The organism is Paenibacillus sp. FW126-R14, from assembly GCF_058789495.1.
In genome coordinates, this window is the sequence record NZ_JBYTBS010000016.1 from 61,828 (window position 1) to 76,193 (window position 14,366).

8 protein-coding genes are annotated in these 14,366 nt (G+C 49.2%); 6 read left to right on the plus strand and 2 right to left on the minus strand.

The window, feature by feature from the left end; all coding sequences use genetic code 11:
* Positions 1-4,185, plus strand: a 4,185-nt coding sequence (locus AC3WRW_RS12930; protein WP_492546728.1) for a cadherin-like domain-containing protein, incomplete at its 5' end; no start/stop codon positions are given.
* An 86-nt stretch (positions 4,186-4,271) separates the two neighbouring features.
* Here the strand turns inward: AC3WRW_RS12930 and AC3WRW_RS12935 are convergent.
* Positions 4,272-4,745: an AraC family transcriptional regulator gene (locus tag AC3WRW_RS12935; protein ID WP_492546729.1), complete on the minus strand. Its 474-nt coding sequence runs from the start codon at positions 4,743-4,745 to the stop codon at positions 4,272-4,274.
* Positions 4,746-4,934: 189 nt separating this feature from the next.
* Between AC3WRW_RS12935 and AC3WRW_RS12940 the strand changes: the two genes are divergently transcribed.
* Positions 4,935-6,155 carry an MFS transporter gene (locus AC3WRW_RS12940; protein ID WP_171685578.1) on the plus strand — a complete coding sequence of 407 codons (1,221 nt, stop codon included), beginning with the start codon at positions 4,935-4,937 and terminating at the stop codon, positions 6,153-6,155.
* A gap of 444 nt (positions 6,156-6,599) precedes the next feature.
* Positions 6,600-7,400: a VOC family protein gene (locus tag AC3WRW_RS12945; protein ID WP_492546730.1), complete on the plus strand. Its 801-nt coding sequence runs from the start codon at positions 6,600-6,602 to the stop codon at positions 7,398-7,400.
* A 95-nt stretch (positions 7,401-7,495) separates the two neighbouring features.
* Here AC3WRW_RS12945 and AC3WRW_RS12950 read toward each other — a convergent pair whose 3' ends face one another.
* On the minus strand, positions 7,496-8,266 hold the full coding sequence (locus AC3WRW_RS12950; protein ID WP_492546731.1) for an exodeoxyribonuclease III: 771 nt from the start codon (positions 8,264-8,266) through the stop codon (positions 7,496-7,498).
* A gap of 347 nt (positions 8,267-8,613) precedes the next feature.
* Here AC3WRW_RS12950 and AC3WRW_RS12955 point away from each other — a divergent pair, with 347 nt between their 5' ends.
* From AC3WRW_RS12955 to AC3WRW_RS12965, 3 genes are all read left to right on the plus strand, one after another.
* On the plus strand, positions 8,614-10,890 hold the full coding sequence (locus AC3WRW_RS12955; protein ID WP_492546732.1) for a golvesin C-terminal-like domain-containing protein: 2,277 nt from the start codon (positions 8,614-8,616) through the stop codon (positions 10,888-10,890).
* Positions 10,891-11,059: 169 nt separating this feature from the next.
* A complete protein-coding gene (locus AC3WRW_RS12960; RefSeq protein ID WP_492546733.1) occupies positions 11,060-12,592 on the plus strand; it encodes a response regulator in 1,533 nt (510 codons plus the stop codon).
* 5 nt (positions 12,593-12,597) lie between these two features.
* Entirely contained in the window at positions 12,598-14,352 is a 1,755-nt protein-coding gene (locus AC3WRW_RS12965; RefSeq protein ID WP_492546734.1) for a sensor histidine kinase, read from the plus strand.
* The last annotated feature ends 14 nt before the right edge of the window (positions 14,353-14,366 follow it).

Genomic DNA, 14,366 nt, shown 5'->3' on the forward strand with positions numbered 1-14,366 from the left:
ACAAACAAGAACAAGTGGACGTATACGCCGAGTGCGGGATACTCAGGTCCAGATAGCTTCACGTACAAAGTGACCGACGAGGGAGGTTTGTCGAGCAGCGAAGCTACCGTCACCATCACGATGAACGGAGCGCCGACGGCAGCAGGACAATCAGTTGTTCTGAATCAAAACACGCCGAAGGTCATCACTCTGGGCGTTACGGACGATCTGACCGCCGTGAATAATCTGATCTACACGGTACCGGCGACAATAGCGCCAGCGCACGGGACATTGACGCAGGACTTGACGAACAAGAACAAGTGGACGTATACGCCGAATGCGGGATATTCAGGCCCGGACAGCTTCACTTACAAAGTGACGGATGAAGGGGATTTGTCGAGCAGCGAAGCCACTGTGACGATTACGATGAACGGAGCGCCGACGGCAGCAGGACAATCAGTTGTTCTGAATCAAAACACGCCAAAAGCCATCACCCTGGGAGTTACGGACGATCTGACTGCCGTGAATGATCTAATCTACGCGGTACCGGCAACAATAGCGCCGTTGCACGGGACATTGACGCAGGACGCGACAAACAAGAACAAGTGGACGTATACGCCGAGTGCGGGATATTCAGGCCCGGACAGCTTCACGTACAAAGTGACCGACGAAGGGGATTTGTCGAGCAATGAAGCCACGGTGACGATTACGGTGAACGCACCGCCTGTGGCATTAGGTCAGAATGTAAAGACAAATAAAGACGTAGCCAAACCGATCATACTAAGCGGCACGGACGATCTGACCTCTGTGACTAATTTAGTTTATCACGTACCAAGCACGACGCTGCATGGCGGTACATTGACTCAGATTGGTACAAGTGGGGCAGTGATCTACACGCCGGCATCGGGCTATATCGGAACGGACAGCTTCACGTTTACAATTACGGATGAAGGCGGCTTGGAAAGCAATCCTGCTGCAGTCAACATTATTGTGAACGGTAACCCGACGGCTGCAGGCAATACGTTCGAAACACAGGAAAATGTAAGTTTGACGGAGCAGGTAGCGGGAACTGACCCGAACGGAGATATATTGACGTATGTCATCGGCACGCAGGCCGGACATGGCACTGTGACGATGGATACGTATGGCGCTTTTACTTATGTGCCGGTACACGGTTACGCAGGTGAAGACAGCTTCACGTTTAAGGTTACAGACGAGGATGGTCTGGAAAGCGAACCGGTTACGGTGACAATTACGATTATGAAGTCGCTTGACGGATGGGTTGGCAATAACGGTATCGGAGTCATTGATCCGCCTGTTATTGTTGGGCCGGGAGCTCCGCTTAAACTATCAGCAATCAGTTCTATCTTTGCGACTGCAGCAAAAGCAACGATTACGTACAAAATTAGGAATGAGGCCAATACGCTGGTTGATCAAACCGATACGGTAGACCTGGTGGTGAATCAGGATGCGACAACATTGGTCAGCACGCAGTGGACGAATGTCAACTATCGATTGAGCGACAAAGCGATAGCAGGCTCCTACACAGTTACTTATACGACGTACAAGCAGAATGTTCTGTTCCAGACAGAGCCAAGCGACCTTTTAGCAGACAATCGCTTCAGTGTCGTGACGAAAATCAATTTGGTCGGCACAGTGCAAAGGGATGAAGAGACAGGTCCGGATCTTCCTCTTCCGGGCGCAAAAGTAACGCTGTATGATCCGACCGGTTTGAACAAGGTTGCCGAAACGACAACGGATGCAAATGGCGGTTATAGCTTTGAGGGAATCGCCACCAAGAAATATTTGATTAAGGTGGACAAGCAAGGATACACATCGAAGAAACGGGTCATCAATGCTTTGCCGACAACAACGGGTCAAACCGAGATCAGGGAGGACTTCCTGCTGGTCAACTTCGGGCTCGGCCTGACGGCTGCTCCAACTTCCATCGTCGGTGACGGCAACACCACTTCGGTACTTAAGGCTGTTATTACTGATCGCAATGGGAATCCGATTCCTAATGTCGAGGTCGTATTTAATGCGCAGAAGGGTACTTTCCCGGCCGGGACAACGGCTATGACCAATGCAAGCGGAGTCGCTTCAGTTGTGTTCAAATCGGCTAAAATTGAAGGGATACTTTCTCAGCTTGTTCCGGTGACAGCTACGGTTAATGATGATGCTAACGGGCTGCACGATACGGCGCAAATTCTGATTACGTTCGAGCCTGCTTCCGTTGTCGGGCAAATCACGAATACGACTATCGCTAACGGTCATACCAGCAGCAGCGTGCTGGCAGGAGTTCCGATCAAGTTGACCGCTGATTTTGATGGAGACGGCATCATTGACTTCTCGGCAGAGACGGTGACAGATAGCGATGGCAAATACAGCATTGCTGTGCCAAGAGGCGACGAACCGTACCATCTGGAGGTTATCCGCACCGAAAAAATCGGTGGCGTCGATACGCTAGTTTCTTATCATCAGATAGCCAATGTAGGAACGGTAACCGGCGCCGGTAATGAAAACTTCAAATCTGAGAAAACAGCAACAGGCATTGTGCTTTTCAAGCAGCAGGACGGTACGGAAGAAGGCAAATCCAGCCTGCTTAGTTCAGATTTGAAGAATAGTATGAAAGTTTATGTGAAAAAGTCGGACGGCACTTATATCGAGGATAGCCCGGGTCATCCAAAGGCCTTCGCCATTTTGAACCAAGGTGTCTTCAATGTCGGAGGACTGGCTGTAAATGAAACCTATACGCTGGATTTCGCCTACGGGGTAGCGCCGGGCAAGGAAATTGTTTTATCGCGCAGAACTGTACAGGTTTCGGCAGACGGTGAAATGAACATTACGCAAGAGCTGGTCGACCCTTATGGCAAGGTAACGGATTCTGTCACCCATCGTCCGATCATGGGCGCACATGTGATTCTCTACTATGCTGGCACAACAACCGGTGTTGTATTGCCGCCAATTACAGGATTTGAGCCTAATGGCAATGCAAGCCCTGAGCAATACACAGACGCGTTAGGTGATTATGCGTACATGGTATTCCCGGATACCGACTATAAATTGGTTGTTTCCAAAGAAGGCTATTATACGAAAACAATCGACAATATCCATGTTGGTAAAGACATTGTTAGACAAGACTTTACATTGGATCCGATCCCAACTTCGGAAGGGACGTCTAGCGTACCGGCGGCTCCAACCTCAACTGGCGTAACCTTAAACCTGTCCGTTGACAAGAACCTCGTGCAGGAAGGTGGAAATTCCACGATTGCAGTGGATTACACGAATCCGACAGCGTGGACCATTACGGACGGCAAGATTACTGTTACGGTTCCAGACGGTGCAAAGATTGTAGATGCTGACGGCGGTATTGTTGACGGCAACACGATTACATGGCCGGTTACAGACTTGCGTGCCGGACATACCGGCAGCCATCGCATTGTTGTGAAGTGGCCGCAGATTTCCGCAGCGGATGCTGATTTTAATTTGCAAGGCCAGTTCTTGGTTGGCGGAAATGGCGTAAATGCCGTGAAGGCGAGTTCGGCCGTGAAGGTTAAAGTATTCTCGGACCGTTTCGACCGCTTGCAGCATCAACGTTATATTCTGGGGTATCCAGACGGAACTTTCAAAACGAATAACTCATTAACGCGAGCCGAGCTTGCAGCCATTGTTGCAAGATTGACGGAAAATGTGAAAATCGATGCGCCAGTGGCCTTCAGCGACGTACCGGCAACCCACTGGGCAGCAAACTACATCAAAATCGTAACCAAACATGGCTTCTTCAATGGGTTCGATGACGGCACTTTCCGTCCGGAAGCGCCGGTAACGAGAGCTGAATTGGCATCGGTTATGGTACGCTTCTTGAAGCTGAATGTTGGTGTGACCGGTGAATATCACTTCAAGGATGTTCAGGGCCATTGGGCAGCTCAAGCGATTGAAGAATTGTATCGTGAAAAATTCCTTGCCGGTTATCCGGATGGAACATTCAAGCCAGCGGCGAACATTACCCGCGTTGAAGCCGTTACATTGATCAACCGGATGTTGTACCGCGGCCCATTGACCGGTACCTCGTCATTATTCCCGGATGTGCCTTTAACGTATTGGGGCTTCGGGGATATCATGGAAGCAAGCTTCTCACATGAATCCACCCGTAATGTGGACGGAAGCGAAGCTTGGTTGAAAAAGATGGAAGATAACGTACAATAATACCAGAAGCTCTCCCAATCATAGCGGACAATGAGAAAAGTCCAATACAGCAAGCTGATGTCGGTACTCTGCCGGCGTCAGCTTGTTTAGCTTTCATTGCAGTCGCCGCTATCACTGAGCGGCACGCAAATTTCGCAATATTCATTGTCAAGCAAATCCCCCGTATACCTTTCCACAATGGGTTTGTCGGCGATGCGATACCCGCCGCGCTGTAAGGCTGGAAAAATTTCAGCCCATGCTTTTTGGACTTCTTCGCTCGTGTGTTTTATTTTACAGACGGCGTAGCTGGTGCCGGCGAACCTGCCTTCGCAAACAGCCTGATCGATAGGCTCCTTATCTGGGAGGACGATGCAGGCATCGTATCGGCAGCTGTCAGGCGGTGTTGTTAGGGGGTTATCTTGCGGAATTCCGAATAGGATCGCAGATCGGGTAAGCAAGTTTCGCTCCCCTGCCCATTGCTTTAACTTTTGCATGGCATGTACATTGGCTGGGCCATAGGGGCCGACTTGACGTACATAGGCTATCCGATAATTAGGAATCATTTCGATGTTGAAAACCATCTTTTCTACATCCTCTCTGGATAAATTCGACTACATTCCGGATACTAACATCTTATAAAATTTTTTCCAACAGTTTTCTGCATTCCATTTCGCCGTGCGACAGACGTATAATAGAAAGAATCCATTTGCAGGGAAGGGACAGGCCCAACCGCTTTGTGATGTTCACTTCATAACGAAAAGGGCGTGACCATGTTGTTTAAAGAGAAAGATTCCATTCTGCGACATCCGTCATTCAACAAATTTTGGATCTCGCGCATGTTCTCCTCGACCTCGTTCCAGATGCTCTCCGTCGCGATTGGCTGGCAGATGTACGATTTGACGCACGATGCGTTCAGTCTGGGCTTCGTGGGCCTTGCTCAGTTTATTCCGATGGTGCTGCTTACTTTTGTAGTTGGACAGGTTGCGGATCGCTTCGATCGCCGCCGGATCGTGTTCATTTGCCAACTGATCGAGGCGCTCATCGCCGGGCTGCTCCTGTTCGGCAACGTAGGCGGCTGGCTGGGCAAGGAAGCGATTTATGCGGCGGCGGCTATTCTTGGCGCCTGCCGTGCATTTGAAGGGCCAACTTCGTCGGCCCTGCTGCCTCAGCTCGTGCCCAAAGCGATGCTGCAGCAGGCGATCGCCTGGAGCACATCGGTCGGGCAAACGACGCAAATTTTGGGCCCGTCCTTGGGCGGGCTGCTCTTCGCGCTGGGGCCGGTTTCCGTATACGGCACGGCGGCGGCCGCGCTTTTCATCGGGGCAATCTTGACGTTTCTCATTCGCACAGAGCCGATTGAGCGCAAGTTCGAGCCGGTTACGCTACGATCCGTCTTCATGGGCTTGTCGTTCATTTATCGGCATCCGATGATTCTGGGCACGATATCGCTCGATTTGTTCGCGGTGCTCCTGGGCGGGGCGACGGCGCTGCTTCCGATTTTTGCTCAGGACATTTTACATGCGGGTCCGGTCGGTCTCGGGCTGCTGCGTACGGCCCCGGCGGTCGGCGCGCTGCTGATGTCGATTGTATTGGCCTACTTCCCGTTGCGCAAATCCGTGGGGCTCAAGCTGTTCGCTGCGCTGGGCGTGTTCGGACTCGCTACGATGCTTTTCGCCATTTCCACGAATCTGGTCGTATCGCTCGTAGCCTTGTTCTTCATCGGCGCGTCGGATGTCGTCAGCGTCGTTATCCGCTCATCGCTGGTGCAGCTCCAGACACCGGATGACATGAGAGGCCGAGTGAACGCGGTCAACTCGCTGTTCATTGGGACATCGAACCAACTCGGCGAGTTCGAGTCGGGCATTGTGGCCGGATTCCTCGGGGCGGCTCCAGCGGCCTTCGTCGGCGGCATCGGCACGCTCGTTGTGGCGGGGTTATGGATGTACCTGTTTCCATCGCTTCGGCGGATGCGCTCTTTGTCGGAGGAGTAGCAGTAGAGTCGTAGTCGCAGCAGTTGGCGCTGTACGTTCCCACACCATAGTACGTGGAGGAACTGTACTACTTGTTAGCGTCCGGGATATTCCCGCTGGCTCCAAGACGAGGATGGGGTAACAAAGAGTTACCCAGTCCCCGAATGACAGCATGGAGAAGTTTGAAGAGTGACGGCTGGCGCACAAGGGAACTACAGGGCACTATTTTACTGAAAATAGTGCAGCTTGTTAGATTTAGGGAACTGCAGGCCACTATTTCAACAATCAAAGCTGAAAGAGTCCAATATCTCTGAAATAAAGCCCTGTAGTTCCCCCAAGGCATTCGAACAGTTGTTTTTCGGCTAAATAACGCCCTGAGATTACCTTATTTACAGCTATCTGTTATTGGAAGCAGTGTCTCGCGGGACTGCCGGAGGCAAAAAAGTAGTGAAGGAGTTGCCCCTCATGATTACACATTTTGCCCAATTGGAGTTGCAGACAGTGTCCATTCAAGGCGCTAAGCAATTTTACCATGATCAATTGAAGTTTCCGGTCGCTTTTGAATCGGCAGCGGAAATTCATTTTCAGCCTACGGAATATTTTACGCTAATCTTTAAGGAGGCTGCGAAGGCATTAAACCCTGTGCATATAGCTTTTGAAGTCCCGCTTTCGGCGTTCGATCATGTGGCGAATGTTGTTCGGCAAGCCGGTGTAACGTTTCTAAAATGGCCTGGGGGTAATACGGTTGACGAGTTCGAAACAGGACGGAATGTTTATTTTCGGGATGGAGACGGAAATTTGCTGGAACTTATTGCGCACAACTATGTGCGTGAAGGGGTTCTGACTCCTAGTGGCGACTTGAAAATTCTTTATCTTAGAGAAGTAGGGTTCCCGGTGGATGATGTGACTACTTTCAGGGAGAAGCTGGTAGAACTCTTTGATTTTAAGTTGGATAAAATAGGGGATAATTTTACATTTGCAATCGGAGGAACAGCGCATGCAGTTGTCGTCTCGAAAATGAGAAAGTGGATCCCGATTGCCATGACCGCTCTTCCGCCAACGATGAACGTCACGCTAGGTGTGCCTAACCAACAATATATGGAAGCTATCATAGAAAACCTAATAGCAAAATGTATCCCGCATACCAGAATCGACAATGGGCTACATTTTAAAATAGACGATTACAACTTGTACATAGAGCTTACAAATATGCCTCAAGAAGTGCCTGCGCTTTTGCAACTGCCCTACGCCCGCACGCAAAATTAGCTCACCCATTTGATTGACTATGAAAATACAGAGCTCTTCAGCCAACGGCTGAAGAGCTCTTTGTTTCATCCAAAACAAGACCCCAGGAGAAAGACCTAGTCTTCCCCCCGGTTAAAATCCACTTCCAAACGAACGGGACAGTGATCGCTGCCCATTGTATCGCAGTCGATGTCCGCACTAACGATGTTCGGACCCAGCCTCGCAGAAGCGATAAAATAGTCGATTCGCCATCCGACATTCCTTGCGCGCACACCGGGCATATTCGACCACCAGCTGTACACATCGGTGCGGTCGGGGTAGAGATGCCGGAACGTATCGAGGAAGCCGGCTTCCAGCAGCTCGGTCATTTTCCCGCGCTCTTCCAGGGTGAAGCCGGAATTGTTGTGGTTGCCTTTGGCATTTTTCAGGTCGATCTCCTGATGAGCGACATTTAGATCGCCGCAGGCGATAACCGGCTTTTTCGCATCCAGCTGCTGAAGGTAGCCGCGAAAGCGATCCTCCCATTCCAACCGGTAGTCCAGCCTGGAAAGGTCGCGTTTGGCGTTCGGCGTATACACCGTCACCAGATAAAAGTCCTCGAATTCGAGCGTGATGATCCGGCCTTCGGGCTCTTCATCTTCCTCCATGCCGTACCGAACGGAGAGGGGCTCGACTTTCGTGAAAACGGCGGTGCCGGAGTAGCCTTTTTTGACGGCATAATTCCAGTATTGCTTGTAGTTATCACCCAGCTCAAGGTTGATTTGGCCCTCTTGCAATTTCGTCTCCTGCACACAGATGATATCGGCTCCCGTCTCTTCGACATAGCCCAGAAAGCCTTTATTTACGCATGCTCGCAACCCGTTCACATTCCACGATACCAGTTTCATTCGTCCATATTCTCCTTACGTTCACATGATTTCTCGTTATAGTGTAACATAAGTTGGACTTGCAGGGCATGTGAATGGAGAGGGGAGCTCCTATTTGGAGTGAACGGGGAGTTATTCGAAATAAGTAAGAAAAATGTGTTTTTTGTAGATAATTATACAATAAACGTACTTTTTTCTTATTTTCATGTATATATCGAAACGGGATTATCCATTATTCTAAAAGCACACCAATGAAAACGCATACATTACAACAATGAGGCTTATCGAGAGGAGGGGAGTAGCAGCTCACAGTGCTGAAACAGCAAGGAAAGTTGCGACTAGTCATTTAACGAATCGGGAGGGAAAATATGAGTAAGCTAAAGTTTAAATTATTGTCCTTGTTAAGCTTTGTCTTAATGGTAAGCGTTTTCTTAAGTGGTTTTGGCCCAGGTGGTCCTAATTTCGCTCAAGCCAGCACTGAAATCATTGTGGATAATACGGAAGCAGCGCTGACAGGTTCATGGACAACATCTACATATAAACCGAACTTCTATGGGACGAACTATTTGACGAAAGCGTCCGGAACCGGAACGGCAAAAGTAAAATGGACGCCTAACTTGCCGATGGCAGGCATGTACAAGGTCTATTACAAGCTTCCGGATGGCGCAAGCGATCGGACAAGCAACGCTCCGTTCAATGTGCATGATACTACAGGAGACCATCCCTACAGTGTTGATGAGCGGGTATGGCCAAGCGCAGGGTGGATTTTGCTCGGGAATCATACATTTGCAGCAGGATTGAGCGGGTATGTCGAGTTATCGGATAACGCCAGTGGTACTTACGTGATCGCCGACGCTGTAAAATTTGAGTATATGGTTCCACTTGAAGAGATCATCGTTGATAATACGGCTGCAACGACGACAGGGACATGGACCAACAGTACGACTATGCCCAACTATTACGGTTCGAATTACGCATCGAAAGTGTCAGGCACAGGCTCGGCAACGATAAGGTGGACCCCCAATATACCGCAAGCGGGCACTTATGCGGTCTATTACATGCTCCCGAACGGGGATAGCAGGCGATCGAACGACGCCCCATTCAAGGTGCATGATTCTACTGGAGATAAAACGTATTATGTGAATCAGCTGGAGACTTCTGGAGGCGTGTGGAGAGTACTCGGCAATCACACGTTTGCAGCCGGAACTGGCGGGTATGTGGAATTATCGAATAATGCCAGTGGGAACTATGTCATCGCAGACGCCATTAAATTCGGCCCTCCAGTACCTGAGAGCCAGCTTCCTCCACCGCCGGTAGGTAATTACAAGATCCGCAACGATATTCCAAAACAAACGATTTTGGGATTGGGTGTGGAAATTCAAAGCGACAGCATCGGATCGAGCAACAACGGATTGCCTGAGAAGACGGTGAGCGTTCCTCACGATTTGGTCCCATCCGAGAAAACCCGGTTCTATAATGAGATGTTGAAGGGTTTCCGTTATGCTCGCTTGGCGATGGGCCTTTACTTCCGCGGACTAACCCCCGATCAGAAAAACATTGTAGAACGATTCCCAGGTCAAGCCGATGAACTAAAGGAAATGATCGAGCAGTCGGGTATGGAAGGAGTAGCTGCGGAATACTGGTCCCCGGCTCCTTACTGGAAATCTAATGGAAGTTATATCGGGGGCAGCTTGAAACAGTTCGACGCTCCTTTCTTGAACGAGTTTGGAGATGCGCTTGTAAGGGATATCGACTACCTGGAAAACAAAGGAATACCCGTTGTCATGTGGGGGTTACAGAATGAGCCTTATCTAGCCACCAATTATTCCTCGGCTACTTATGATAATTCGCAGTATTATAATACCTTTAAAATTGTTGCCCCAAAAGTGAAAGCCAAATATCCGAACATGTTTATTCACGCGGAAAGTTATAGTGGGCAATACGGCAGAGGCTCGGCATTAATTCGTAATGATCCTGGGACACTTCAATATGTAGACGGATGGACTTGGCATCAAATCGGCGCCAAATCCGACGAGCAGATCAATAACGCTAATTATTTAAATTCCAACACAGCCGGCAAACCTGTTTTCAACAATGAGTTTGAATATCTGGATAACACAACGAGCGTTGACAAAATGATGAATACAGCCCAGTCCATCATGAATTGGATGACGTTTGAGAATTCCCCGACCTGGTTCTGGCTGCATGCATTAAAACCAACGTATAACGCGGAATCAGAGGGCTACGGATTGGGGCTGTGGAGACCGGCAGATGACACGGATTTCTCCAAGTATAGCCAAATTCAGCCTGGGCATTTCGACTATATCAAATCGAACTGGCACGCTGTCGCAGGATTTGTGAAGTATATGCCGTGGAATTCGGTGCGTTATCAGGTAGATGAATCCAACGTTAAAATGGATAACCGGATCATGGCTTGGAAAACGCCTGAGGGCAAGCTGGTCTTTGCTTTGACGAACAGAGGCGGCACGCCATACACATTCAATATGGATCTTGGAGGCGCTTACACGTTAATGGGTCACCGTTATGACAAAAATACAGCCGATCAATCGCTCGGCAATGTGACTGGAAGCAATGTAAGTATAACACTGCCAGGCAATTCGATTGAATTTTGGGTGGCCCAGTAGAACATAAATGGTGCATGCGAGCGGCGCTCTGCGATTTTTCTGCAGGGTGTCGCTTTGTTCGCATCAAATTTTAAGTACCGGTTATTATTTCAACTTGTTAGGATTCCATTCGTGTTTTATGTTAAAGTAATTGTTAATTTATGTATAAAATGTTGCGGGGGATACAGAAATGCAGAACTCACTTCTAACTGTGTTAATTGTGGACGACGAACTGCCGCTGCGCCAAAGGCTGCAGTCCCTGAACTGGGCCGCTTTCGGTGCAGCTTGTATCGGAGAAGCGCAAGATGGGGAAGAGGCTTTGTCCTTGTGCAAGGAGCTTCAGCCAGACGTTGTCATTACAGATATTACGATGCCCGTTATGGACGGGATCAGTCTGTTGATTGCGCTGAAACAGCAGCTTCCATCGATTCAAGTTGTGTTGTTCACCGCACATAGCGATTTCGACTATGCCGTCAAAAGTCTCCATCACGGAGCGCTGGACTACTTGCTGAAGATGAGCTTCACGGAGAATGACTTCGTGAAGCTCTTCGATCGAGCGAGAAAGAATCTTGAACGCGATTCCGTCTTTCTGTCATCTATGGCAGAGAGAAATCGGTGGGAGAGGGCGCGGGAGCTCATGCCTTACCTGAATCGCGGATCGGCCATCGCGTCTTCCAGTCAGCAAGCGCCTGCAACCAATCTGGAAGGACAGTGCTATGCTGTACTCTTCACGGAAAACAGAAATCAGGCAAGTCTGCTTCTCGAAAAGGAAGTACAAGATATATTAGTGCAGCGCGAAGGCTGTCATGACGGGTTCAGCTTTGTTCCTTCCCAGTCCGGCGAATGGTTTCTATTTATGGGAGCTGCGACATCGCCCGAAGTGTATTGGACGAGCGAGATCGACAAACTGTTAGGCCGGTTGCAGACGATGACGGAAGAAAAGCTTTCTTTTGTCCAATACGAAATCCGCTGGTTCGCCGTCCTGCTCAGTACCCCGTTTCTTCCGGAAACCGCTCGTGAAGACTATCTGACGGTAAACAAGTGGAAGAAGGCGGTTTTCTACCAAGCGGATTCGCCGCTGCTTTTCAAAGGCAACCCGGCTGAATTAAAGTCCGTAACGGAGGCGCAAGAGAAAAGCTTGCGGGAGGAGTTTCGGAAAGTAGGCCGCGACCCGGAGCAGCTTTGTCAATTTATCGATGAGGGTCTAAGGCCGTTTGCGCTAAACGAGAGATGGAAGCCTGCCGAGTTCAAACAGATTCTTGTGCGAATTTGCACGGATCTGTTCCGCGAATGGGGATTTCATCCCAAGGAGAGCGACTTCGCGGCATCTCTTCTGCAAGAGGAGTCGTTCGTATCCTTTCTGGAGGTGCTGATGCATGTCATTCGGAGCAGCGGGACGACCACCGGCTTGCGATCCGAATTGAGAGAAGTCAAAGCGATGATCGAGGCGGATTTGTCACAGCCCATCACGCTGAATGCGATAGCGGAGCAAGTTGGGCTGAGCCCCCAATATTTGGGCAGGCTGTTTCGAGATGAGACAGGGGAATCGTTCAACGAGTACATGACAAGGCTGCGAATGGAAACGGCTATTCGTCTGTTAAATCAAACGAATTTAAAAGTGTATGAGGTTGCCGAGAAGGTAGGAATCCCGAGCTACCGATATTTCTCCAATGTGTTCAGGGAATGGACAGGGCTTACACCATCCGATTTCAAGAAGGGGTGAAGCTGATGAAGAAGTTGTTCGCGTGGGTACAGAGCTGGGGCATGGCTTGGAAATTGTTTTTCATTCTTTTTGTCGTTACGGTTACATTATTCCTCGGCATGGCCTACAAAAATTATAAAGATTCTGAAGTGTTGTACAATCAGGTAATTACGAATAATTCGAAGGAAATGATGGTTCGAACCAATCAATTTATCGATGCCTATGTGGAAAACATTAAGAGCATTCTTTCCATGCTGTCGGCAGAAAGGGAATGGTCGCAAGACGATAAGGAAATGATTGAGAGCACGCTCAGGCGGTATGGCAATTTGAATCAGTTGAATATCAAGACGTTGTACGTTGTGACAGAAAACGGTGAGGTATTTACCAACAGTCAATTGTATTATGAAATTTTGGGCAATCCCCATTTGCCTCAGCTGTATCAGCGTGCTTTGGAAAACTCGAATGCTTTAACCTGGAGCGAACCGTATAATTCGCTGTTATCCGGAAGAACCATAGCTTTCATGAAGCCCATAAAAGATCATAACGGTCATGTTTCCGCTGTTGTCATAGGGGAAATTGACTTGGAAAATTTGGCCGTGCGCTTGTCGCCGCTGCTGGCCGGCGTGCATCAAACCTTTGTAGTGATTACACAAGAGGGAAATATCGTAACGAAAGACAACCAGAGTCTGCTTCTGCCGTACGATAACACCGTGGTTCCTTCCAGAATTCAACCGATGTTCATCAAGCAGCTGTCTGATTTGGATTACGGCTACAATGAAGTAGCCGGACCTAACGGGAAGCTCATCGTCGTTAAATCGCTGGCGAATTATTTGGGCTGGAGCTTGTTTTCGGTCTATGACGAGAACTACTTCTACCAAAGCGTTTCGTCCCTGTATGCGAATGCGCGAGATACGCTTCTTCTATGGGTAGCTGCTTTGCTGCTCTGCACCTTTATCATCAGCCGGTATTTCACCAATCCGATCAAGAAGTTAGTTACCAAAATGAACAAAGTACGTACGTTGGACGTGCCTCTCAAAATATTGGATATGCGCAATGACGAAATCGGCAGTTTGATTACGAGCTACAATTTGATGATGGACCGCATCGTAGGCTTGATGAATGAGAGAGAGCAAACCGCAGAGCGGAGAAAAGAGCTGGAGATCAAAATGCTGCAAAGTCAGATCGGCCCTCATTTCCTGCACAATACGCTGGCATGTATTCACAGTCTGGCCCAGCAGGAACGCGTCCATGAGGTTGAGACGACCATTCGTTCCCTAAGCGGGCTGCTTTCGTACAGCTTTGACAAGGTATCGGAGAAGGTGCAGCTTCGCCAGGAGATCGAGAGCATCGGAATGTTCGTGCAAATTCAGTCGGTCAGGTACGGTCCCAATTTCAACGTACAAATGGATATTTCAGAGGAAGCGCAGCAGTGCGAAATCCTGAAGCTATCCATCCAGCCGTTAGTGGAAAATGCGATATTCCATGGGATTATGCCGACCAGAAAGCCAGGGATCATCAAGATCCGGGCGAGGGTCCACGGCCAATCTCTGTTCATCTACGTCGCCGACAATGGGATCGGGATGAGTCCGGAGAAACAGCAGCAAATGTTTATCAATAGGGAGCGCAACAACCGGAAAGGAAGACTCAACAGCATCGGTTTTTATAACGTGCATGAACGTTTCCGGCTATATTATGGCGCTCCGTTTGGATTGAAATTAATTTCCAAAGAAGGCGTTGGCACGGTTATTCGCGTAAAAATTCCCATCCATCCGAATCCATGATGAAAATCATGGAT

What these genes read in the sequence shown, in the direction of transcription:
- AC3WRW_RS12935 (WP_492546729.1), bottom strand. Translation starts at nt 4,745, where the DNA reads ATGGTTTTCAACATCGAAATGATTCCTAATTATCGGATAGCCTATGTA.
- AC3WRW_RS12940 (WP_171685578.1), top strand. Translation starts at nt 4,935, where the DNA reads ATGTTGTTTAAAGAGAAAGATTCCATTCTGCGACATCCGTCATTCAAC.
- AC3WRW_RS12945 (WP_492546730.1), top strand. Translation starts at nt 6,600, where the DNA reads ATGATTACACATTTTGCCCAATTGGAGTTGCAGACAGTGTCCATTCAA.
- AC3WRW_RS12950 (WP_492546731.1), bottom strand. Translation starts at nt 8,266, where the DNA reads ATGAAACTGGTATCGTGGAATGTGAACGGGTTGCGAGCATGCGTAAAT.
- AC3WRW_RS12955 (WP_492546732.1), top strand. Translation starts at nt 8,614, where the DNA reads ATGAGTAAGCTAAAGTTTAAATTATTGTCCTTGTTAAGCTTTGTCTTA.
- AC3WRW_RS12960 (WP_492546733.1), top strand. Translation starts at nt 11,060, where the DNA reads ATGCAGAACTCACTTCTAACTGTGTTAATTGTGGACGACGAACTGCCG.
- AC3WRW_RS12965 (WP_492546734.1), top strand. Translation starts at nt 12,598, where the DNA reads ATGAAGAAGTTGTTCGCGTGGGTACAGAGCTGGGGCATGGCTTGGAAA.